18 protein-coding genes, 1 tRNA gene and 3 pseudogenes are annotated in these 22,602 nt (G+C 68.1%); 12 read left to right on the forward strand and 10 right to left on the reverse strand.

The features are described 5' to 3' along the window. Positions 1-262: 262 nt before the first annotated feature. Positions 263-3,004, reverse strand: a complete 2,742-nt coding sequence (aceE, locus tag ACH4EW_RS19880) for a pyruvate dehydrogenase (acetyl-transferring), homodimeric type (protein ID WP_398258585.1) — start codon at positions 3,002-3,004, stop codon at positions 263-265. 473 nt (positions 3,005-3,477) lie between these two features. Between aceE and ACH4EW_RS19885 the strand changes: the two genes are divergently transcribed. The 6 genes from ACH4EW_RS19885 to ACH4EW_RS19910 all read left to right on the forward strand — a co-directional run bounded on the left by ACH4EW_RS19885 (position 3,478) and on the right by ACH4EW_RS19910 (position 8,185). Then, a complete protein-coding gene (locus tag ACH4EW_RS19885; protein WP_398258587.1) occupies positions 3,478-3,915 on the forward strand; it encodes a DUF3052 domain-containing protein in 438 nt (145 codons plus the stop codon). A gap of 204 nt (positions 3,916-4,119) precedes the next feature. Next, the gene (locus tag ACH4EW_RS19890) at positions 4,120-4,578 is read left to right on the forward strand and encodes a peroxiredoxin (protein ID WP_376235138.1); all 459 of its coding nucleotides are present in this window, start codon (positions 4,120-4,122) and stop codon (positions 4,576-4,578) included. Between the two features lie 146 nt (positions 4,579-4,724). After that, the gene (locus ACH4EW_RS19895) at positions 4,725-5,300 is read left to right on the forward strand and encodes a TerD family protein (RefSeq protein WP_398258874.1); all 576 of its coding nucleotides are present in this window, start codon (positions 4,725-4,727) and stop codon (positions 5,298-5,300) included. 216 nt (positions 5,301-5,516) lie between these two features. Continuing rightward, entirely contained in the window at positions 5,517-6,092 is a 576-nt protein-coding gene (locus tag ACH4EW_RS19900) for a TerD family protein (protein WP_398258589.1), read from the forward strand. Positions 6,093-6,167: 75 nt separating this feature from the next. Continuing rightward, positions 6,168-7,310 (forward strand): DUF475 domain-containing protein, encoded by a 1,143-nt coding sequence (locus ACH4EW_RS19905; RefSeq protein WP_398258591.1) that lies wholly within the window; start codon positions 6,168-6,170, stop codon positions 7,308-7,310. 140 nt (positions 7,311-7,450) lie between these two features. Next, positions 7,451-8,185, forward strand: coding sequence for a Tellurium resistance (locus tag ACH4EW_RS19910; protein WP_398258876.1), 735 nt, complete (start codon positions 7,451-7,453; stop codon positions 8,183-8,185). Between the two features lie 132 nt (positions 8,186-8,317). On the opposite strand, the gene ACH4EW_RS19915 is transcribed toward ACH4EW_RS19910, so the two are convergent. Beyond that, positions 8,318-9,199 (reverse strand): TerD family protein, encoded by an 882-nt coding sequence (locus ACH4EW_RS19915; protein WP_398258593.1) that lies wholly within the window; start codon positions 9,197-9,199, stop codon positions 8,318-8,320. A 220-nt stretch (positions 9,200-9,419) separates the two neighbouring features. Here ACH4EW_RS19915 and ACH4EW_RS19920 point away from each other — a divergent pair, with 220 nt between their 5' ends. The 3 genes from ACH4EW_RS19920 (at position 9,420) to ACH4EW_RS19930 (ending at position 14,153) form a co-directional block, all read left to right on the forward strand. Next, a complete protein-coding gene (locus tag ACH4EW_RS19920; RefSeq protein ID WP_398258595.1) occupies positions 9,420-10,583 on the forward strand; it encodes an HpcH/HpaI aldolase/citrate lyase family protein in 1,164 nt (387 codons plus the stop codon). A 64-nt stretch (positions 10,584-10,647) separates the two neighbouring features. Beyond that, positions 10,648-13,275 carry a phosphoribosyltransferase gene (locus ACH4EW_RS19925; protein WP_398258597.1) on the forward strand — a complete coding sequence of 876 codons (2,628 nt, stop codon included), beginning with the start codon at positions 10,648-10,650 and terminating at the stop codon, positions 13,273-13,275. Then, positions 13,272-14,153 carry an HAD family hydrolase gene (locus ACH4EW_RS19930; protein ID WP_398258599.1) on the forward strand — a complete coding sequence of 294 codons (882 nt, stop codon included), beginning with the start codon at positions 13,272-13,274 and terminating at the stop codon, positions 14,151-14,153. Before ACH4EW_RS19925 ends, ACH4EW_RS19930 begins: the two co-directional genes overlap by 4 nt. Before the next feature lie 81 nt (positions 14,154-14,234). On the opposite strand, the gene ACH4EW_RS19935 is transcribed toward ACH4EW_RS19930, so the two are convergent. The 5 genes and pseudogenes from ACH4EW_RS19935 to ACH4EW_RS19955 all read right to left on the reverse strand — a co-directional run. Next, positions 14,235-14,456: a zinc ribbon domain-containing protein gene (locus tag ACH4EW_RS19935; RefSeq protein ID WP_351204717.1), complete on the reverse strand. Its 222-nt coding sequence runs from the start codon at positions 14,454-14,456 to the stop codon at positions 14,235-14,237. Between the two features lie 105 nt (positions 14,457-14,561). Further along, complete coding sequence (locus ACH4EW_RS19940) at positions 14,562-15,146, reverse strand: DUF4383 domain-containing protein (RefSeq protein ID WP_398258601.1); 585 nt, start codon at positions 15,144-15,146, stop codon at positions 14,562-14,564. Between the two features lie 190 nt (positions 15,147-15,336). After that, complete coding sequence (locus ACH4EW_RS19945; RefSeq protein WP_398258603.1) at positions 15,337-16,722, reverse strand: hypothetical protein; 1,386 nt, start codon at positions 16,720-16,722, stop codon at positions 15,337-15,339. Continuing rightward, the gene (locus ACH4EW_RS19950; RefSeq protein ID WP_398258605.1) at positions 16,719-18,047 is read right to left on the reverse strand and encodes an RNA-guided endonuclease InsQ/TnpB family protein; all 1,329 of its coding nucleotides are present in this window, start codon (positions 18,045-18,047) and stop codon (positions 16,719-16,721) included. Before ACH4EW_RS19950 ends, ACH4EW_RS19945 begins: the two co-directional genes overlap by 4 nt. A gap of 72 nt (positions 18,048-18,119) precedes the next feature. Then, positions 18,120-18,236, reverse strand: a pseudogene (locus ACH4EW_RS19955) (IS5/IS1182 family transposase); the annotation flags it as partial. A gap of 5 nt (positions 18,237-18,241) precedes the next feature. Here ACH4EW_RS19955 and ACH4EW_RS19960 point away from each other — a divergent pair. After that, positions 18,242-18,403 (forward strand): annotated as a pseudogene (locus ACH4EW_RS19960) (RNA-directed DNA polymerase); the annotation flags it as partial. Between the two features lie 78 nt (positions 18,404-18,481). Here the strand turns inward: ACH4EW_RS19960 and ACH4EW_RS19965 are convergent. Both ACH4EW_RS19965 and ACH4EW_RS19970 read right to left on the reverse strand, forming a co-directional pair. Then, positions 18,482-20,008 (reverse strand): hypothetical protein, encoded by a 1,527-nt coding sequence (locus ACH4EW_RS19965; protein WP_398258607.1) that lies wholly within the window; start codon positions 20,006-20,008, stop codon positions 18,482-18,484. 74 nt (positions 20,009-20,082) lie between these two features. Further along, positions 20,083-20,924: pseudogene (locus ACH4EW_RS19970) on the reverse strand (IS5 family transposase). A 127-nt stretch (positions 20,925-21,051) separates the two neighbouring features. Between ACH4EW_RS19970 and tnpA the strand changes: the two are divergent. Next, the gene (tnpA, locus tag ACH4EW_RS19975) at positions 21,052-21,438 is read left to right on the forward strand and encodes an IS200/IS605 family transposase (protein ID WP_398258878.1); all 387 of its coding nucleotides are present in this window, start codon (positions 21,052-21,054) and stop codon (positions 21,436-21,438) included. A 72-nt stretch (positions 21,439-21,510) separates the two neighbouring features. Here the strand turns inward: tnpA and ACH4EW_RS19980 are convergent, their stop codons facing one another. Further along, positions 21,511-22,275 carry a DUF4097 family beta strand repeat-containing protein gene (locus tag ACH4EW_RS19980; protein WP_398258609.1) on the reverse strand — a complete coding sequence of 255 codons (765 nt, stop codon included), beginning with the start codon at positions 22,273-22,275 and terminating at the stop codon, positions 21,511-21,513. A gap of 223 nt (positions 22,276-22,498) precedes the next feature. Here ACH4EW_RS19980 and ACH4EW_RS19985 point away from each other — a divergent pair. After that, positions 22,499-22,573 (forward strand) — tRNA-Val (locus tag ACH4EW_RS19985). Positions 22,574-22,602: the final 29 nt, after the last annotated feature.

Here is a 22,602-nt window from a genome sequence, read left to right on the forward strand (position 1 = left end):
GCCGCCTTTCCGGGTGGGGGTTCTGTTCCCCCAGACGTTGGGGGGCCACACCACCTTGATTGGTTTTGGGGCGCCGCGCCCCCCCCCGCACGCGCGGGGGGGGCTCGCTGGCGCGCCCGCCCGGCGATTGCGTGTGGGGGCGCGGCGCCAGAACACCTATCAGGGTGGTGTGGCCCGCAAAGGTCTGGGAGAACTGACCGCAGACGCTGAAGGGCGGCGGGACCTCCTGGTCTCGCCGCCCTTCAGCCGTCGTTCGTCCTGCTTACGCCTCGCCGCCGGCCGCACCCGGGTCGGCCGCGGTCACATCCAGCAGCGCGTACCGGTCGATCGCCGTCTTCAGCAGCGAACGGTCGATCCGGCCCTCCTTCGCGAGCTCGGTGAGCACCGCGAGGACGATCGACTGCGCGTCGATGTGGAAGAACCGGCGGGCCGCACCACGGGTGTCGGCGAAGCCGAATCCGTCCGCACCCAGCGACTGGTACGCACCGGGCACCCAGCGTGCGATCTGGTCCGGTACGGAACGCATCCAGTCCGAGACCGCCACGAACGGGCCCTCGGAGCCGGAGAGCTTCTGCGTGACGTACGGGACGCGCTGCTCGTCCTCCGGGTGCAGCAGGTTGTACCGCTCCACACCCACGGCCTCGCGGCGCAGCTCGTTCCAGGAGGTCGCCGACCAGACGTCCGCCCTGACGTTCCACTCGTCGGCGAGGATCCGCTGCGCCTCGACCGCCCACGGGACCGCCACACCTGACGCCATGATCTGGGCCGGGATCTCGCCCCGCTCGGCGCTCCTGTAGCGGTAGATGCCCTTGAGGATGCCTTCGACATCCACGTTCTCGGGCTCGGCCGGGTGCTGGATCGGCTCGTTGTAGACGGTGAGGTAGTAGAAGACGTCCTCGTTCTCCTCGGGGGTCCCGCCGTACATCCGGCGCAGACCGTCCTTGACGATGTGCGCGATCTCGTAGCTGAAGGCCGGGTCGTACGCGACACAGCCCGGGTTGGTCGAGGCGAGCAGCTGCGAGTGGCCGTCCGCGTGCTGGAGACCCTCACCGGTCAGAGTCGTACGACCAGCGGTCGCACCCAGCACGAAGCCGCGCGCGAGCTGGTCGGCCATCTGCCAGAACTGGTCACCGGTGCGCTGGAAACCGAACATCGAGTAGAAGACGTACACCGGGATCAGCGGCTCGCCGTGCGTGGCGTACGCCGAACCCGCGGCGATCAGAGAGGCCGTGCAGCCGGCCTCGGAGATGCCGTCGTGCAGCATCTGACCGGTCGGCGACTCCTTGTACGCGAGCAGCAGATCACGGTCCACCGCCTCGTACTGCTGACCCAGCGGGTTGTAGATCTTCGCGCTCGGGAAGAACGCGTCCATGCCGAAGGTGCGGTACTCGTCGGGTGCGATCAGCACGAAACGCTTGCCGATCTCCTTGTCCCGCATGAGGTCCTTCAGGATGCGGACGAACGCCATGGTCGTGGCGATCGACTGCTGACCCGAGCCCTTCTTCGCGATCGCGTACGTCTTGTCCTCGGGGAGGGCTAGAGGCTTCGCACGCACCACACGGGTCGGGACGTAGCCGCCCAGACTCTTGCGGCGGTCGTGCATGTACTGGATCTCTTCCGAGTCGCGGCCCGGGTGATAGTACGGCGGGTAGCCCTCGTCCAGCTGCTTGTCCGTGATCGGGATGTGCAGCCGGTCGCGGAACCGCTTGAGGTCCTCGACGGTGAGCTTCTTCATCTGGTGGGTCGCGTTGCGGCCCTCGAAGTTCGGTCCGAGTGTCCAGCCCTTGACCGTCTGCGCGAGGATCACCGTCGGCTGGCCCTTGTGGGCCTTGGCCGCCGCATAGGCCGCGTAGACCTTCTTGTGGTCGTGACCGCCGCGGCCCAGGTGCAGGATCTGGTCGTCGGTCATGTCCTTGACCATGTCGCGAAGCCGCGGGTCGTCCCCGAAGAAGTGCTCACGGATGTACGCGCCGGACTCGGTGGCGTACGTCTGGAACTGGCCGTCCGGCGTGGTGTTCAGCTTGTTGACCAGTATGCCCGTGCGGTCCTGCGCGAGCAGCGGGTCCCAGGAGCGGTCCCAGACCAGCTTGATGACATTCCATCCGGCGCCGCGGAACTGCGACTCCAGCTCCTGGATGATCTTGCCGTTGCCGCGCACGGGACCGTCGAGGCGCTGCAGGTTGCAGTTGACCACGAAGGTCAGGTTGTCCAGGCCCTCACGGGCGGCGAGGGAGAGCTGGCCGAGCGACTCGGGCTCGTCCATCTCGCCGTCGCCCAGGTACGCCCAGACGTGGGACTTGGAGGTGTCGGCGATACCCCGCGCCTCCATGTAGCGGTTCATCCGGGCCTGGTAGATCGCGCCGAGCGGGCCGAGACCCATCGAGACGGTCGGGAACTCCCAGAAGTCCGGCATCAGCCGCGGGTGCGGGTAGCTGGACAGGCCGTTCGGCGCCTTCGACTTCTCCTGGCGGAAGGCGTCGAGCTGCGCCTCGCTCAGCCGGTCGAGCAGGAAGGCGCGGGCGTAGATACCCGGGGACGCGTGCCCCTGGAAGAAGATCTGGTCGCCGCCCAGACCGTCGTCCTTGCCCCGGAAGAAGTGGTTGAAGCCCACGTCGTAGAGCGAGGCCGAGGAGGCGAAGGTGGCGATGTGACCCCCGACACCGATCCCCGGACGCTGGGCGCGCGAGACCATCACGGCCGCGTTCCAGCGGGTCGCGTTGAGGATCTTGCGCTCGATCTCCTCGTCACCGGGGAAGAACGGCTCGTCCTTCGTGGCGATCGTGTTCACGTAGTCCGTGCTGCGCATCTCCGGCACGGCGACGCGCTTCTCGCGCGCACGCTCGATGAGCCGGAGCATCAGGTAACGGGCCCGCTCACGGCCTCGCTCGTCGACGGCGGCGTCGAGCGAGTCGAGCCATTCCTGGGTCTCTTCGGGATCGAAGTCCGGGACCTGGCTCGGCAGGCCGCCAATGATGATCGGGTTGCGATCGGATCCGGAAGCCACGCTGTTCCTTCGCTATTAGGTAGGTGCTGCTCTACGGGGCCTGGTTACGGGAGAACATGCCCCCGGGATGTATGCATGTACGCCATGACCATCGTGTACCGCGGGGGCGCAAACGTCATCTCTACCGAGGGGTAACCGCCGTGTTGCGAGACTTCGCTTCCGTAGCGCGGGGATGGGTTGGTCAAACCGCAACCATACGCCCAACCCGTCCAAGCGTTCCCAAAGGATGTTCGACTCCGAATGGCGGACCGAAACGGCATAAGCTGTGGAAGGACGTAAAGGGTGTGACGGTAGCGTCGGCCCCCGTGGGGGACCTGCCGACAGTACGGCGACGTGGCAGGGAACGTCACCGTTCGGGCGGTCTCGCTCGGCTGGGTACTTGCGCGATCCGCCGCTCCCGTGTGGACTACGGCCAACGCCTCGCGCACGCGCGTGGCTCAAGTACTTTCCGAAACATGATCAGGAGGCAACCCGTGAGCGCGACCGCGGACCACGCGGAGGAGCGGACCAACCCGGCAGCACGCCTGGGGTTCGAGCCCGGACAGGTGGTCCAGGAGATCGGCTACGACGACGACGTCGAGCAGGAGCTCCGTGAGGGCATTGAGGCCACTATCGGCCAGGATCTCGTCGATGAGGACTACGACGACGTCGCAGACGTCGTCCTGCTGTGGTTCCGCGACGAGGACGGCGACCTTACGGACGCGCTGGTGGATGCCATTGGCCTGATCGAGGACGGCGGTACGGTCTGGCTGATGACGCCGAAGACCGGCCGTGAGGGATACGTCGAACCGAGCGACATCAACGAGGCTGCCCAGACGGCCGGTCTCTCCCAGACCAAGAGCATCAACGCGGGCAAGGACTGGACGGGCAGCCGTCTGGTCACGCCGAAGGCGGCCAAAGCCAAGCGCTGAGCCGCATTCGCCGAGCAATCGCCAAGAAGACCCCCGACGGCATGAGCCGCCGGGGGTCTTCTTCGTAGGGCTGCCGGGGGTCTTCTTCGTACGGGCCGGGCGCAGGGGCCCCGTGCGGGCGCCGCGTGGCCTGCCGCGGGCTCTGCGTAGGGTGGAGCCACCCGGACAGCCCAGCCCGGTGAACGTAGCGAAGGGACGCGTTTCATGGCGATCGAGGTCGGCACCCAGGCCCCGGATTTCGAGCTGAAGGACAACCACGGCCGGACCGTTAAGCTCTCCGACTTCCGCGGTGAGAAGAATGTCGTACTGCTGTTCTACCCGTTCGCCTTCACCGGCGTCTGCACGGGTGAGCTCTGCGCGCTCCGCGACGAGCTGCCGAAGTTCGAGAACGACGACACGCAGCTGCTCGCCGTCTCCAACGACTCCATCCACACCCTGCGCGTCTTCGCCGAGCAGGAAGGTCTCGAGTACCCGCTGGTCTCGGACTTCTGGCCGCACGGCGAGACCTCGCGGGCATACGGCGTCTTCGACGAGGAGAAGGGCTGCGCGGTGCGCGGCACCTTCATCATCGACAAGGAGGGTGTGGTGCGCTGGACCGTCGTCAACGGTCTGCCCGACGCGCGCGACCTCAACGACTACATCAAGGCGCTCGACGCGCTCTGAGCCGGGACCGGTGGATCTGTCGGCGTCCGGCCAAAAGCCTTCTTCGGTCGGGAACCGGTCACTAGGATCCACTCGTTGATCGGATGCCAACGCAACGTGGAGGCGCCGGCGCCCGCCGGCCCCCAAGGAAACCAATGGGAGGACTCGTGGGAGTCAGCCTCAGCAAGGGCGGCAACGTCTCGCTGACCAAGGCCGCGCCCAACCTGACCGCGGTCATCGTGGGCCTGGGCTGGGACGCTCGTACCACCACCGGTGGTGACTTCGACCTCGACGCCAGCGCCCTGCTGACGAATGCCGAGGGCAAGGTCGGCAGCGACGGCAACTTCGTCTTCTTCAACAACCTCAAGAGCCCCGACGGCTCCGTCGAGCACACCGGTGACAACCTCACCGGTGAGGGCGAGGGCGACGACGAGGTCATCAAGGTGAACCTGGCCGGCGTTCCGGCCGATGTCAGCAAGGTCGTCTTCCCGGTCTCGATCTACGAGGCCGAGACCCGCCAGCAGAGCTTCGGCCAGGTGCGCAACGCGTACATCCGCGTGGTCAACCAGGCCGACAACACCGAGCTGGCGCGCTACGACCTGAGCGAGGACGCCTCGACGGAGACCGCCATGGTCTTCGGCGAGCTGTACCGCAACGGGGCGGAGTGGAAGTTCCGCGCCATCGGTCAGGGCTACGCCTCGGGGCTGCGCGGCATCGCGCAGGACTTCGGCGTCAACGTCTGAGAGCCCGACAGGCTCTGAGGAAGGCGTGACCGGGACGAGCCGCCGAGGCGTGGCCCTGGCCACGCCGGCATGTACCCCGTCCGGCGCCGCACCCCGTGCGGCGCCGGACGCGCTCAACAGCCCGTTCAACGGCTCAAGCTCCGGCTGCTGCACGGCTGCACGGCTGAATGGCTGAGCGGCTCAACAGACGGTTCAACGACTCGGGGAGGACACACCATGGGCGTCACGCTCGCCAAGGGAGGCAATGTCTCCCTCTCCAAGGTCGCACCCAACCTCACCCAGGTGCTGGTCGGGCTCGGCTGGGACGCACGATCCACGACGGGTGCCGACTTCGACCTCGACGCCAGCGCGTTGCTGTGCCAGTCGGGCCGGGTGCTCGGCGACGAATGGTTCGTGTTCTACAACAACCTCACGAGCCCCGACGGCTCCGTGGAGCACACCGGTGACAACCTCACCGGCGAGGGCGAGGGCGATGACGAGTCGGTCATCGTGAATCTCACTCAGGTGCCGGCGCACTGCGACAAGATCATTTTCCCGGTCTCGATCCATGAGGCGGACAATCGAGGGCAGACCTTCGGCCAGGTCAGCAATGCGTTCATCCGCGTGGTGAACCAGGCGGACGGTCAGGAACTCGCGCGTTACGACCTCAGCGAGGACGCCTCGACGGAAACCGCGATGATCTTTGGCGAGCTCTATCGGTACAACGGCGAGTGGAAGTTCCGCGCTGTGGGACAGGGGTACGCGTCGGGACTGCGCGGTATCGCTCTAGACTTCGGGGTCAACGTTTCGTAAAGCCGCGCACGGCGCGGGGAGCCCCGCACACATCCGGGGGAGACCCGTTACACACATACACGATGGGGTTAACCAGTGATCCTGAAAACCTTCGGCTGGTCGTTCGCGGTTACCGCGCTCGGCCTGGTCGCAGCTCTGATCTACGGGGGGTGGGAAGCATTCGGAGTGGTTGCGATTCTTTCCGTCCTGGAGATCTCGCTGTCCTTCGACAATGCGGTGGTCAACGCCGGAATCCTGAAGAAGATGAATGCCTTCTGGCAGAAGATCTTCCTCACGATCGGCGTGCTCATCGCGGTCTTCGGTATGCGGCTGGTGTTCCCCGTCGTGATCGTGGCCATCACCGCCAAGATCGATCCGATCGAAGCGGTCGATCTTTCGTTCAACCAGCCCGAGCGCTACCAGGAACTGGTCACGGACGCCCACCCGGCGATTGCCGCCTTCGGTGGAATGTTCCTGCTGATGATTTTCCTCGACTTCATTTTCGAGGACCGTGACATTCAGTGGCTGCGTTGGATCGAGCGGCCGCTCGCCAAGCTCGGCAAGGTCGACATGCTCTCGGTCTGCATCGCGCTGATCGTGCTGCTGATCTCGGCCATGACCTTCGCGACCAACGCGCACCAGCACGGCGGCGGCCACGCGGACAAGGCGGAGACCGTCCTGCTCGCCGGAGTCGCGGGTCTGATCACCTACCTGATCGTCGGTGGTCTTTCCGGCTTCTTCGAGAACAAGCTGGAGGAAGAGGAGGAGCGGGAGCACGAGGCCGAGGAGGAGGCCAGGAAGAGCGGCAAGAAGGTCTCCGCGATCGCGCTCTCCGGCAAGGCCGCGTTCTTCATGTTCCTCTACCTGGAAGTGCTCGACGCGTCCTTCTCGTTCGACGGTGTCATCGGCGCCTTCGCCATCACCAACGAGATCGTGCTGATGGCCCTCGGCCTCGGTATCGGCGCCATGTACGTCCGGTCGCTCACGGTCTACCTGGTCCGTCAGGGCACCCTCGACGACTACGTCTACCTGGAGCACGGCGCCCACTACGCCATCGGCGCGCTGTCCGTCATCCTCCTCATCACCATCCAGTACGAGATCCCCGAGCTCATCACCGGTGGCATCGGCGTCGCGCTGATCGGCTGGTCCTTCTGGTCCTCGGTCCGGCGCAACAAGGCGCTGGAGGCCGCAAGCGGCGACGACAAGGGTTCCAAGGCAGAAGTCCCGTCCGGGGTGTGACCCGGTAGGGATTGAGGAACGCTCTCAGCGGGGCGGTCCGTACGGCGACGGTCTCCGGGAACACCCGGACCCGGCCCGGCGGCCGCCCCGCAGTGATGTGTGCGGGGCCGATGCACTACCGATACGTGTGGGGGTTGGGGATGGCGTTCTGGGACAGCCTGTGGCCGAGGCGGGAGGCGCACTTCGAGTCGGGCAACGCGTCGACCAGCTCCATCGTGCTCTCCAGGCGGCACGCCACGGTCTCGCTGGCCAGGCAGGGTGCGCCGACCGGCAATCTGCGGGTCAACCTGTCCTGGCGGATGCGTACGTCCGACATCGAGGGCAGGTCGCGGCAGAGCGGCCGGCTGTTGCACCCCATGAAGCTCTTCCAGCCCGATGAGGTCCAGGCGCACACCCAGGGCATGGTCAATGTCGACCTGGACCTGGGCTGCATGTACGAGCTGAAGGACGGCACCAAGGGCGTGGTCCAGCCGCTGGGCAACCTCGTCGGCGACCTGAACGGGCCGCCGTACGTCCGGCTCAGCGGGGACGACCGCTTCGGGGCGCCGTCGGGCGAGACCGTCTACGTCAATCTCGACCAGCGCGACCAGATCAAGCGGCTGCTGTTCTTCGTCTACATCTACGACCAGACGCCCGCCTTCGACCGTACGCACGCCAAGGTGACGCTCTACCCGGGCAATGGCCCGCGGATCGAGATCGAACTCGACGAGCGGGCCCCGCAGGCCCGCTCCTGCGCCGTGTTCACGGTGGACAACGCCAAGGACGAGCTGATCGTGCGCCGCGAGGTGAAGTTCGTGTACGGATTCCAGTCGGAGCTGGACCGGCTGTACGGCTGGGGCATGCAGTGGGGGCGCGGCTACAAGTCCCGGACCTGAGCCTGACGCCGGAGAGGCCGCAGGCGGTTCAGGGACACCTCAGAGCCTGCCGGGCGGCCTCTGATCGGGCCGGTCAGGGCCTGGCTGTCCGTCCCTCCCCCCAGCCGCGTCCCCGGCCGTCCCGGGGCCGTGTCAGGACCGTACGAACTGCGGTCCCTGCGGTGGCAGCACGAAATTCGGGTCGGGGGCGGGTGCCGCGGCCGCGGCAGGCTGCGGATAGCCGTGGGCGGGCTGGGCGGCGGCCGGCTGTGGATACCCGTACGCGGGCTGGGGACCGGGCGGCGGAGCCGGCTGTGCCACTGCGGACTGCGGGTAGCCGTGGGCGGGCTGCTGGTGCTGGAGCGTGGCCTGCAAGTCGGGGCTGGGAGCCGGTGCGGGCGGGAACGCGGGCTCGGGCGGCGGGAAGGCGGGCGCCGCGGGCGAGGGAACCGTTACCGGCGACGGGGCCGGGTCGGGCTCCGCCGCGGCCTCCGCCTCGTCGACCGAGATGCCGAAGGCGGTGGCCAGGCCGATCAGACCGGTCGGATAGCCCTGTCCCACGGCCCGGAATTTCCAGCCATCGCCGCGCCGGTAGAGCTCGCCGCAGATGATCGCCGTCTCCTCGCCGGTCTCCGGCCGCACATCGAAGAAGGCGAGCGGGTCCCCGCCTGTCGATGCCGCGTCGTACAGCAGGATGCGCAGATCGTGCACCTGAGCGAATGTGGCTCCGTCCGAGGACGCGGCGACGACCACCTGCTCGACCGAGGGGTCGAGCGCGCCCAGGTCGGCCTCGATGCTGTCCGTGAGCCCCTCGGGGACACTGCGCTTCGGTAGCCGTCGCACCAGGCCGGAGGGGTGGCGGGGCTGGTTGTAGAAGACGAAGTCCTCGTCGGAGCGCACGCGGCCACCGGCTCCGAGCAGCAGTGCCGAGGCGTCCACATCCGGAACCCCGGTGCCCGGGGTCCAGCGCAGCACGGCCCGTACGGCCATGGCGTCCAGAGGGACGTTCGAGCCCTTCACCATCGCGTGCGTCATGCCCGTCATCCTGCCTGCTGGCTGCCTGTGCGGACAACGTGGGGGTCGCACCGGGTGTCTCGGCAGCGCGTCGGAATCAGGTCGTCCGCAGTAGGTGGGCCCGTCGGGAAATGGACGAGTTACCCGGAGTTCATGCATGTAGGGAACTCTTGACACCCGTCCATACGTACTATTACCGGCCATGTGTTTTCCGACCAGTCAGGTAACTCGGGGGAGTTAAATGCGTCATTTCGGGCATCTTGCGCCCTCTGTGAGAGAGGGCCTGTTCTTCCAGGAGCCGTGCGAATTCGGTGCGGACTCACCGGCCGGCATGCTTTCGGCCGCCCTGGGAGCGACCCTGTACAGCCCTGCCACCAGGCCGAAGCTTGCTGACGATGTCATCAAACAGGCCGGGCGCGGTGTCGTCTCGATGGTGCTGTGCCTGGAGGATTCGATCGATGACTCCGAGGTGGACGGCGCCGAGGAGAACCTGGTCAGACAGTTCGCCGAGCTCGATGCGCGCGGCGCTGAGGTGCCCCTGCTCTTCATCCGGGTCCGGGAACCGGGCCAGATGATGGACCTGGTGAGTCGGCTCGGCCGCACCGTCCGATTGTTGTCTGGTTTTGTACTTCCGAAGTTCACCGAAGAGCGTGGCGTGCCCTTCATGGAAGCACTCACCAAGGCCGAAAAGGCGTGTGGGCGGCGCCTGTTCGCGATGCCCGTTCTCGAATCGCCCGAGCTGCTGCATCTGGAGACCCGCACGGAAACACTCCAGGGAATCGCCCGCACCGTCAACAAGTACCGCGAGCGGGTACTCGCACTGCGGCTCGGCGTCACCGACTTCTGCTCGGCATACGGGCTCCGCAGGGCGCCCGACATGACGGCGTACGACGTACGGATCGTCGGCGCCGTCATAGCCGACGTGGTCAATGTGCTGGGCCGGGCGGACGGCACGGGCTTCACGATCACCGGACCGGTGTGGGAGTACTTCCGGCTCCAGGAGCGCATGTTCAAACCGCAGCTGCGCCGCAGCCCCTTCCTGGAGGGCCGGGCCGAGGAACTGCGCACGGCCCTGATCGAGCACGACCTGGACGGCCTGCTGCGCGAGATCGAGCTCGACCGGACCAATGGTCTGCTCGGCAAGACCTGCATCCACCCGTCGCACGTCGCACCCGTGCATGCGCTGTCCGTGGTCAGCCACGAGGAATTCAGCGACGCACAGGACATCCTGCGGCCGGAAAGCGGTGGCGGTGGCGTCATGCGCTCCGCGTACACGAACAAGATGAATGAAGTGAAGCCGCACCGCGCCTGGGCCGAGCGGACCCTGCAGCGGGCCGAGGTCTTCGGCGTGGCGAGGGAAGACGTCGGCTTCGTGGAACTGCTGGCCGCGGGCCTCGCGGGATGAGGGGGCCTCGCGGAATGAGCGAGCCTCACGGAACAAGCGTGTCTCGTGGATCGGGCGTGTCTCGATGAGCGAGCGCGCGGCAAGGAGAGAGACGGCGAACGTGGTGTGGTCGGGCAGCTGGGTGGCGGAGCGACTGGGCGTCCAGCTCGTCGGCGACGGGAAGCCCGACGGAGACAGGGAACTGAGGGAGCTGCTGGGCATCGCCCTGCGCCGCAACCCCAAGCGGGCCCATCTGCTCGTGTCGAACGTGCTCGGCAAGCATGTGCCGCAGAAGCCTTCCGTGGTGTACAGCGTCGGATTCGAGCTCGGCCGCCGGGTGCACGAACTCCTCGGTGACGCCGAGGCGCGCCGGGCGGTCGTGCTCGGCTACGCGGAAACGGCCACCGCTCTCGGCCACGCGGTCGCCGATGGGCTCGGCGTGGTGCCGTACCTCCATTCGACGCGCCGCCCCGTCGAGGGCGTGGAGCGGGCGGGCGGCTTCGAGGAGTCGCACTCGCACGCCACCTCGCATCTGCTGCTTCCGGAGAACCCGAACCTGCTGGCGGGCGAGTATGCCCCGACGGACGCCCGGCAGGGTGGCTGTGCGGCTCCGGCCGATGTCCCTTCCGGTGCGCCGTTGGTGCTGGTGGACGACGAATTCTCCACGGGCAACACCGTGCTCAACACCATCCGCGCACTGCACGAGCGTTACCCGCGGAGCCGGTACGTCGTCGTCGCCCTGGTGGACATGCGGTCGCCGGCCGACCACGGACGGCTGACCGAGTTCGCTGCCGAGATCGGCGCGCGCGTCGACCTGGTGGTGAGGAACTCGGGCACGGTCACCCTCCCGGAGGGCGTGCTGGAGAAGGGCCAGGCACTGGTCGCCGCGCATGAGGGGGCCGTCTCCGCCACCGCGGAAGCGGCTGGCTCCGGCACCACAAAAGCCGCTGCCTCCGCAGCCACGGAAGCGGCTGTCGGGCCGGGGTGCCGACCGTGCACCCGGGTGGACCTCCAGTGGCCCGCCGGTGTGCCCGACGGCGGACGGCACGGCTTCACCCCCGCCCACCGGGCCGCCCTTGAACCGGCTCTCCCGGCCATGGCCGCACGCATCGCCGCGTCACTGGGTGACGCCCGCCGCGTACTGATCCTCGGCTTCGAGGAGCTGATGTACGCCCCCCTCCGCCTGGGCACGGCCCTGGAGGACCACACCGACGCCGAGGTGCACTACTCGACGACCACGCGTTCCCCCGTCCTCGCCGTGGACGATCCCGGCTATGCGATACGCAGCCGGCTGGTCTTCCCGGCCCACGACAACCCGGCCGACGGGCCCGGTGACCGGTACGCGTACAACGTTGCGGGCGCCGGTTTCGACGCCGTGGTCGTGACCGTCGACTCCACCGCCGACACCCCCGAACTCCACGCCTCCGACGGCCTGTTGGCGCAGCTCGCCGCGCACACCGACCACGTCCTGCTCGCGGTCGTCCCCTCGTACGTCCCGTCGGGTCTCACCTCGTACGTCTCCGAACGGCAGGAACCCTCCGTGCTGCCCGAGCCCCTCCGCGGCCCCGCCTTCTCCTCCTATGCGCCGGACGAAGTCGGCTGGCTGCTCCAGGACCTCTCGGACACCGAACTGGAGGCGCCCACAGAGGAGCGCGAGGAGGCGATACAGAGCGGTGGCGCGCACTACGCCGAGTCACTCCCCGTCGAGTACCAGCCGTCCGCCCAGTACCAGAGCCTGTTCAAGTCGGCGCTGGACCTCTCGGCCGCCCGCGTCGCCCGCGCCGTCGGCACCGTCACCGAGACGGTCCTCGCCGAGCTCCCCCACAGCCGAAAGCGTGGGGGGACCCCCTCCGCTCGCCCCGTACTGGTCTCGCTCGCCAGGGCCGGCACCCCCGTCGGCGTACTCATGCGCCGCTGGGCCCGGTACCGGCACGGGCTCGATCTGCCGCACTACGCCGTCTCCATCGTGCGGGGCCGCGGCATCGACGCCAACGCCCTGCGCTGGCTGGCCGCCCACCACGATCCGGCGGATGTCGTCTTCGTCGACGGCTGGACGGGCAAGGGAGCGATCACCCGTGAACTGTCCGCGGCGCTCGCCGAGTTCGACGGATTCAACCCCGAGATCGCCGTTCTGGCCGACCCGGGCGGCTGTGTCCGTACCTATGGCACCCGCGAGGACTTCCTCATTCCGTCCGCCTGCCTCAACTCCACCGTGTCCGGCCTGATTTCGCGGACCGTTCTCCGCTCCGACCTGGTCGGACCCGGCGATTTCCACGGCGCGAAGTTCTACCGGGAGCTTGCGGACACCGATGTGTCCGGCCACTTCCTCGACACCGTCACCGACCGCTTCGACGAGGTCGTCGATGCCGTGGACGCCGAGGTCAAGGAGCTGCTCGTGGCCGACCGCACGCCCACCTGGGAAGGCTGGGCCGCGGTGGAACGCATCAGTGAGGAGTACGGCATCCACGATGTGAACCTGGTCAAGCCGGGCGTCGGCGAGACGACCCGCGTACTGCTGCGCCGCGTCCCGTGGAAGATCCTCGCCAAGCGCGGCGCGGGAGCAGACCTCGAGCACATCCGTCTGCTGGCCGATCAGCGTGGCGTGCCAGTCGTCGAGGTCGATGAACTCCCTTACAGCTGCGTCGGGTTGATCCACCCGAAGTACACCAGGGGCGCGACGGGCGCGGACGGCAAGGCGGTGGAGACGAAGTGACCACCTCGACCACCTCGACCACCTCGACCACCTCGAACGCCCCGACCACCGCTACCACCCCCGTGACGCTGGTCGCCAGCGATCTCGACCGCACCCTGATCTACTCGGCGGCGGCGCTCCAGCTCCCCATGCCGGACGCCGAGGCCCCCCGGTTGCTCTGCGTAGAGGTGCACGACCGCAAGCCGCTCTCCTATCTCACCGAGACGGCCGCGACACTGCTCGACGAACTCGCCCGCACCACGGTCTTCGTCCCGACGACCACCCGTACCCGCGAGCAGTACGGGCGCATCCATCTCCCCGGTCCCGCACCGCGGTTCGCGATCTGCGCCAACGGGGGACACCTCCTCGTCGACGGCGAATCCGACCCCGACTGGCAGACACAGGTGTCCCGCAGGCTCGCCGACGAATGCGCCTCGCTCGCCGAGGTCCGCGCCCATCTCCTGGCCGCGGCCGACCCCGCCTGGCTGCTCAAGGAACGGGTCGCCGAGGACCTCTTCGCCTATCTCGTCGTCGAACGCGCGCAGCTGCCCGAGGGCTGGGTCGAGGAGCTGGGGGAGTGGGCGCAGAACCGCGGCTGGACGGTCTCCCTCCAGGGCCGCAAGATCTACGCCGTACCGGGCCCGCTCACCAAGAGCGCCGCCATGAACGAGGTCGCCCGACGCACCGGCGCCACGCTCACCCTCGCCGCCGGTGACAGCCTCCTCGACACCGACCTGCTCCTCGCCGCCGACCGCGCCTGGCGCCCGGCCCACGGCGAACTTGCCGACACCGACTGGAGCGCCCCGCACATCGACGTGACGGCCGAGCATGGTGTGGCCGCGGGTGAAGCGATCCTGCGGCACTTCCTCCGGGCTTCGGGCCCGGGGCGGGCGGTCTGAAGTCACCGCGTTCTCGCCCGCCCCGCAGCACGCAGGGACGGGGACGGCGCGGGCCCAGGCCGCGACTCCGGCTGCCCGCTCTCAGCCGCAGCAACCCCCGCCGCAGCAGCCGCCCCCGCCGCCGGCCGACGGGGCGGCGGGCGCGGACTTGGCCGACGAGCCACCCACGGCCACGGTGGAGAGAAGCTTCACGGTGTCGGCGTGCCCGGCGGGGCAGGAGGCCGGGTCCGAGGACTGAGCCATCGGGCGGCTGAGTTCGAACGTGTCTCCGCAGGAGCGGCAGCGGTACTCGTAACGAGGCATGGCCCCAGGCTATCCGGCGTCGCCCCAAGGGAGACAGACACGACGGGCCACGGGTGGTGCGGAGGCGAAGTACGAGTCACCGGTGGTACGGAGGCGAAGTACGGGTTACGGGCGGCGGATGATTGGCATCGGCGTCGTCGTCGCCTTCCGGCTCATCCGCATCTCCTGCTCGGCCTCCTCGGGGTGGCGCGCCCGCCAGTACGGGTTGTCGTGAGGAAGGCCGCCGCTGACCCGCCCGTACATCCCGAAGACCATCAGCATCAGACCGACCACAAAGCTGAACAGCACGTTCTGGATGCGGAAGGCGAGGAAGTTGTAGTCGGTTCCGAGCAGCGCGAGATTGACGAAGCCGCTGAGGATGAAGGCGACGCCCAGAATCATGTTGAGCGTCGAGGCGAAGTTGCCGCCGATCACCATCCCGATGAAAAGGAGCAGGCCGACGCAGATGGACAGGACGCTGAGGGCGCCGTTGGTGTTGAGGCCGGCGACGGTGGCACCGCCGGTGCTGAAGAAGCCGATCTTGTTGATCAGCCCCAGGATTCCGAAGGCGAGCAGGACCAGCCCCATCAGCCCCGCACCGACCCGGTAGACGCGGTTGAGCCGGTGGTCGACCGGCAGATGTTTGTCGAGCTGGGCCGACCTACGGCGGCGGGTCTGCCGACCGGTGGTGTGCACTGCATGGGTGGCCATGTCGGCCTCCTCGGGGCTACTACCAGGATCCGCCCACGGGGACGCTGCCGCACACCAGGCTGCCGCACGCCAGAAGGGCCAAAGGGCCCGAACCCTGCGTATCAGGACCTGGCACGTATCGAGCCCCGCACATCAGAAGGGCCGTCTCCGTCCCGCGCACATCAGAAGGGCCGTCGCAGCCCCCCGCACATCACCCGCCGGCCCCGCGCTCCTCACGGATCTCGGAGACCACCCGCGCAGCCGTCTGCCGCACCGCTTCGGTCTCGGAGAGAAAGTGCCAGTAGTCGGGGTGGCGCCCCTCCAGACCGGCGATGGCGCGCTCCAACCGGGCCACGGCATCGTCCAGCGGACGGGCGTGCCGCGGTTCGGGCGTGTTGCGCCCGGCCATGGCCAGGCGCTGGGCGTCCCGGATCGCGAACCGGGTCCGCTGGATCTCCTGTTGCGGGTCCTTGGCCACGTCGTCCAGCCGGTGCAGCCGGTCGCCGGCCGCGGACACCGCCTCGTCAGTGGCGTTCAGCAGGGCACGCACTGTGCTCAGCCGGGAGGTCGCATCGGCCCACCGCTGCTCGGCCCGCGCCTTGGCGGCTTCCTTCAGCTTCTCCTCGGCCTGCCGTACGTTCGTTGCCGCCTGCTCCGGCACGGGCTGGAGATCCTGCCAGCACGCGGCCGAGAAACGCCGCCGCAGCTCGCTCAGCACCGGCTCCACCGAGCCCGCTCGGGTCGTCAATGCCTGGGCGCGGGTACGCAGCGACACCAGCCGGTGGTCGATCTCGGCGGCCCGCTCGGGCAGCTGGGCCGCCTCGGCCCGTACCGCCTCGGCATCGCGCAGCACCCGATCGGCACGCTGCAGGGTCTCCGGAACACCGTGCCGGCCGGCGCCCTGGTTGAGCTTGGTCAGCTCGGGAGCAAGCGCCGCCAGTCGAGCGGCGAGGTCGTCCGCCCGCAGTCCGGACGCCCGCACCGCATCGAGAGCATTGCTCGCACCGAGGAGTGCCTGCCGAGCCCGCTCCACGGCGGGCGCCAGCCGGGCGAGCTGTGTTTCCGCGCTGCCCAGCAGCGGCCCGAGGCCCTGCGCGAACCGGTCCAGCTCGCCCTTGACCCGTACAAGCTCGTCCTTGGCCGTGCTCAGCTCGGTCCTGGCACGGGCCGCGACGGCCGGCTCCAGATCGTCCCGGTCCAGGTCGTGCGCATCGACTGCGGTGATGTACGCATGACTGGCCTCGTCGATCCGCCGCCCGAGAGCGGCGAAGTCGTCCACGGCCTTACGCGCACCGGGCGAGCTGTCCACCGCGGTGATCGTCTCGATCGAGATCCGCAGATCGCGCTGGGCCGTGTCCAGCTCGTAGAAGGCGGTAGCTGCGGCGTCCTTCGCCGCCTGCGCATCGGCGCGCTGACTCTCCCCGCGCCCGCCGAACCAGCGCCTCGTACCGCCGCCGGCGAACGTGACCGGCAACGCGGCGGCGAACAGCGGCACCGGCAGCAGCATCAGCACGAGGACATCCCCGATACTCCTGACACCCCTGACGGCGGAATTCCCACCCGCTCTCGCCTGCGGCCGCGCGTGTGTCGCCGTCACATCCCTCTCCCGTGCCGTTCCGCCCTGCCCGGTACACCCCCGGGTACATTCTCCCACCAGTTGACGTGCTCCCTGGCCTGAGGTCCAGGGATTCCGGCCTGGGTCGTGTGACCCTTCCGGGGGCTTCCTGCTTCAACGCGCTGTGCCGGGACTTTCGTCCTGGTCTTACCGGCGCTCTGCGAGGCGTTTGGCGTCTCCGCCCGTCCGGCGGCGACGATACGGCGTCCTTCGAAAAGGACGTTGCGGGCTGCGTTGTGGTCGCGGTCGTGCACGGTCCCACACTTCTTGCATGTCCACTCCCGGACGTGCAGGGGCTTGGGACCGTCCCTGAATCCGCAGGCCGAGCAGACCTGAGAAGACGGGAAAGCACGGCCCACCTTCACGAAGGTACGGCCGTGCTTGACCGCCTTGTACTCCAGCATGCGGACGAACGCGGACCACCCCGCGTCATGCACGGACTTGGCGAGCCGGGTGCGGCCGAGACCGGACACCGCGAGGTCTTCCACATACACCGCTTGGCTGTCGCGAATGATCTGTGTGGATACCTTGTGGTGCCAGTCCCGGCGCCGGTCCGCGACCTTGGCGTGCTGGCGTGCGACCTTGATACGGGCCTTGGCCCGGTTCTTCGATCCCTTGGCCTTGCGGGACAGGTCCCGCTGAAGGCGCTTGAGTTTCTTTTCCGCCCTGCGCAGGAAGCGGGGGCTGTCGATCTTCCGGCCGTCGGACAGGACCGCGAAGGCGGACAGGCCGAGGTCGATACCCGACTCCGTCTCCGCCTCGGGAAGGATGTCCGGCTCGGTGTCCACCACGAAGCTGAGGAAGTACCGGCCCGAGCTGTCCTTGGTGACGGTCAGGGACGTTGGCGCGGCCGGGAGCCGACGGGACCATTTCACCTTGAGATCGCCGACCTTGGCCACGTACACCGTGCCGTTCTCTTTCAGGGAGAAGGCGTTGGTGTTGAGGCGGATCGACTGCCGGGTGTCCTTCTTCGACTTGTACCGGGGCGGCCCGACCTTCCGGCCCTGCCGCTTTCCCTTGAGACTGTCGAAGAAGTTCTTGTAGGCGGTGTCGAGGTCCCGAAGGGACTGCTGCAGAACGACCGCCGACACATCGGCAAGCCAAGCCCGTTCCTCAGTGCGCTTGGCCTCGGTGATACGGAGCCGGGACAACTGGGCTGACGTCACATACGGCAGCCCCGCCGCGTGCGCTTCCTTCCGGTCGCGCAAGCAGTCGTTCCACACCACCCGGGCGCACCCGAACGCCCGGTCCAGCGCACGGCGCTGGGCGGCATCCGGATAAGCCCGGAAGTTGTAGCGAAGCTGCACAAACAAGACCCTACGACGATTGGTCTCATGAATCAGGAGAACGACTAAGAGGCCGCGCGGATAGGGATGCGGTCATGGTCGATGGTTCGAGCGTTCGTTCTGCCGGATCAGACTACGCACGGTGATGATCACGTCGGCGAGGTCGAAGAAGGCCTTGATGACGGTGGTGCGCCGCTCGTAGCAGCGGGCGGGGAGACTGCTTCGGCAGCCTGGATCACGAGGTGCTGCTCGCAAGTCTGGAGGAGAGAATCCACGATGGATGATTTCTGCGGCTGATCCGGTAGATGCTCAAGGCCGGGTATTTGGAGGACGGGCGGTGGAACGCCACGCTCAGCGGTGCACAGCAGGGTGGCGTGATCCTGCTGCCGGAACAGGCCGACTACCTGGTCTGCCGCGCACACGGCTTCCTGGCGGACCGCCCGCCGTGCCCGTCCTCAGTTGACCTCCCGCACTCTCGCAGCGGTCCGCTCGGCGAGCTCGCGGACGCCGTTCGCGGCGTTCCCCGAGAGCTCGCCGAATACGGCGTCGGCGGCCGCGAGGAGGGCACGGGTCTCCTCGGGGCGGCCCGCGTCGGACAGGGCGAGGGTGAGCCGGTAGTGCTCCTCGGCGATGAAGCGGCCGAGGTTGACCCGCTGCCAGTGGAGCAGTGAGTCGTCGCCCGGGGTGGCCAGGGCGTCGCGCACGGCGGCCAGGCTGTCCGCCGCCTGCGGCAACCGGCCCGCCTCCCGCTCGAGGCGGGCCAGGGTGTACCCGGCCGAGGCCCGGTCCCATGCCGTCTCCTGAAGGGCGGCGTACAGGCGCTGGGCGCGCAGCGCCTGGGGAAGGTCGCCGAGTTCCTCGAAGTCCCGGGCGAGCCAGCCCAGCGGATCCGTGGCCAGGCTGCGGGGCACCTCGGGGCGGCGGAGTCTGCTCTGGTCCATGAAGATGCTGTCGAGTTCGCGGATCAGCGTCACCCGCGCGAGGTCCGTCATCCCCTGGTCCCGCGCCAGGTCGGTCCATGTGGAGACCGGCTCGTCCGACGGGTCCGTCCCGAACATCGACTCGTCGAGCTCCCGCGCCCACTGTTGCAACTCGTCCGCGCTTGCACCCGGTTCCGGTATTTCGCTCAAGCCGCACGCCGTGTCGAAGTCCGTCTTCCGGACCTCAAGCAGCAGCGGCAGATCTCCGGTGTCCCCGGCCAGCCCCACCAGCACGGCCGCGAGCCGCAGTTCGTCCGTCATCGACGACCGCGTCTCGTGCCGCAGCAGATGCCGCAGCAGCTCCAGATCGCCCTCGGCGCGGTCGAACTGCGCGGCCCGCAGGGTGATCCGGCGCCGCACCGGGTCCTCGGCGACTTCACGCCATGCCGTGCAGTCGCCCTCCCGCAACCGGGCGAGATCGGCGCGGCCCGCCGCGAGCACCGGCTCCCACAGCGGGGGACCGGCCGGGCCTATCCGGTCGTACGCACACCCCTCATCCGCATTGAGCAGTACGAACTCCGGCTCGGTGCGCAGCAGCGCGGCACGCAGCCTGCCCACCAGCTCGACCGGGGAGCGATTCGGGAAGCCCAGCGCCGCCCGGAGCTCGGCACGCTCGTCGTCGATTCCGTAGTGCTCACGGATCTCGTCCTCGGTCTCCGCGACGCACGCCAGGATCTTCTCCTCGCTGTCGTCCGACGACAGACGTGTGTAGCCGCGCCAGCCGGGCAGGCCGATCACGAGCTCAAGGGCCTCGTCGACACTGGAGCCGATGATCCCCGCGGCGCCCTCCGAGTCGGCGTAGAGCACCGAGCCGTCCGCGCACACGAAGTACGTACCGCCGGTATCGTCCCCGGCTACCGTCTCCAGCGGCCCACCCGAGGCGAGGCGGACCTCCTCGACATGGCCGTGGGCGGCGCGGTCCAGGTCGAAGCCGAAGGGGAAGGCGGCCAGTTCGGCCAGGCGGCGGTCCTGCCGCAGCAGCCATAGCGCGTGATCGGTCATGTCACAGAAAGTAACACCGTGCACTGACAACGGACTCGCGGCCCCTGTAGGAGGCCGTGCGGATAGGGATGCGGTCATGGTCGGTGGTTCGGGCGTTCGTCCCAGCGGTGGGTCGTCCATGCCTGCCGGATCAGACTACGTACGGTGATGATCGTGTCGGGAGGTCGAAGAATGCGTTGATGACGGTGGTGCGCCGCTCGTAGCAGCGGGCGAGCCGGTGGAAGGCGTTCTGCCACGCGTGGGTTCGTTCGACATGCCAACGCTGACTGGCCTGGATGGGCGCCTTCGCGCCCTTGTGCGCGATGCGTCCGTGCAGGCCGCGTTCGCTGAGCAGTGCGCGGGTCTTGTCCGAGTCGTAGCCGGCGTCCAGGTGCACGGTGATGTCGTCGGGTAACGGTCCGAGGTCGTCCAGGCGGTCCAGGGTCGGTGCGAGCAACGGGGAGTCGTGGCGGTTGGCACCGGCCAGGACACGCCCCAGTGGAATGCCGTACCCGTCCGTCATGACCGAGCGTTTGAGGCCCTGTTTGCCGCGGTCGACCGGTGAACGTCCGGCGGCTTCGCCGCCTCCGGGGGCCTTGGTGATGGAGCCGTCGACCGCGATCTGGTTGAGGACGAGACCAACGATCCGGTCGTAGGAGTCGAGCGCGATCTGCTTGAGCTGGGCGAAGACGCCGAGTCGTATCCACTCGTCGCGGCGGCTTCGGATCGTGGTGGCCGAGCATGTTGTGTCGGCGATCGCCTCGTAAGAACAGCCGAAGCGCAGCAGTTGCAGCATCTTGTCGAAGACGATCCGGTCGCTGATGCGTCGGCGGTGGCAGCCGAGTGGATGGTCCGGGTGGTACTCCGGCCTCTCGGGCAGCAGCGCCACGAATTGGTCCCAGAGCGGTTCGGTCAGCCATGATGGCAGTGCGGGCACAGGTCTCCCTCGTGATCACAGAGCGTCGCAACTCCATGATCACCGGGACCTGTGCCCATTTTGTTGCCGGTATCCCCAACCACGCCTATCCGCGCGGTCTCTAAAGGCGCCGAAGACACGTGGTTTTATCCACTTGGTCTTCGTGACAAGGTACCGACGCGGAGTCTTCAACGACGAGATGCTGACACGCTGCGAAGAGATCACGCGCAAGGTGTGCGAGGACTTCGAGGCGGAACTGAAGGAGTTCAACGGCGAACGCGATCACGTCCACCTCCTGATCAACAACCCGCCCAAGGTCGCCGTCTCCAAACTGGTCAACAGCCTCAAGGGCGTCTCCGCCCGCCGGATACGCCAGGAATTCACCGGCCACACCAACCACGCCATCACGCACGGACACCTGTGGTCGCCCTCGTACTTCTCGGCATCCTGCGGCGGAGCACCGCCGACGATCGTCCGTGAGTACATCGAGCAGCAAAAGAAGCCCGCTCCGAAGTGCGGGTCAGAGCAGCCCTGAGATGCATTCATCCCCGACGTGAACACCGGGGCCTTCTGCAAGAGTCCCGGTAAGGACGAACACACGGGCCAGTTAGTTCACGCTGCGGACCGTGACTTGGCCGTTGTCGCTGCGGGCCTTCACCGTGTGGCTGCTGACTTCGCTGCGCGGCGCGTCCACCGAGACGCGTCCGTTGTGGGCGACGGCGTCCACCGCATACCTCACGGAGCCGCCCGGCAGGTCGATGGTGATCCCTCCGTTGTCGCTCACGGTGTCCACGCGATCCGGCACGGAGGCGAACCCCAGCCGGATCCTGCCGTTGTCGGACCGCGCCGATACGGACTTGGCCGAGATCCCTTCGGCGACGACGCCACCGTTGCCGCTCTCCAGCTTGAGCGGCCCGCTGGAGTCCCGGACGGTCATCTCGCCGTTGTCGGTGTGGAGCGTAAGGGGAGTGTCGAAGCCGGACGCGACGACCTTCCCGTTGTCCCCGTTGACGACCACCGCCACCCCGCGCGGCACCTTCACCTGGTGCTGCGAGGCACAGTCGCTGATCAGCGCCTTGCACTTCACCTGCAGCGTGAGCGTGTCGTCCCGCATCTTCCACTGGGGATCGGGCCCGTTCCCGAGAACCACCCAACCGTCGACACGACGGGTCACCTCGACCTTCCGTACATCGGCCGGTACGAGCTCCAGGGACGTCTGGCCGGAGTAGATGGTCAGCGTCTTCCCACTCAATGCGAACGACTTGTGCTCGGCGGGCGCGTCGCCCGGATCCGTACTGCCGCAGCCGGTGAGGGCAAGACCCAGAAGCACGGCCCCAACGGAAGCGAAGAGAGTGCGGATACGGAGTGCCACGTGATCATTCCCCCAGGTCGTACGCCGGGCGGTCCCGACGGTGCGGGCCTCACCGTACGTACGCCGGCCCACCCGGCAGAATCCGGACGGCTACCGCATGAGGAGTGGGGATATCCCCCGGACGACACCGCAGCCGCTCCGGTTGCGATGCCTTGTCCACCGCCGTCCGGACAACCGTTTGCGACCGTGGGCCGTAGTCCGTGTAGGCTGTTGCCTCATCCACGGGTGCGTAGCTCAGGGGTAGAGCGCTGCTCTTACAAAGCAGATGTCGGCGGTTCGAAACCGTCCGCGCCCACCAGCCAAAATGCCCCCGCAGCGAGCTGCTGC

It is taken from the genome of Streptomyces sp. NPDC018000, from assembly GCF_044328025.1.
In the GTDB taxonomy this organism is placed as follows: Bacteria; Actinomycetota; Actinomycetes; order Streptomycetales; family Streptomycetaceae; genus Streptomyces.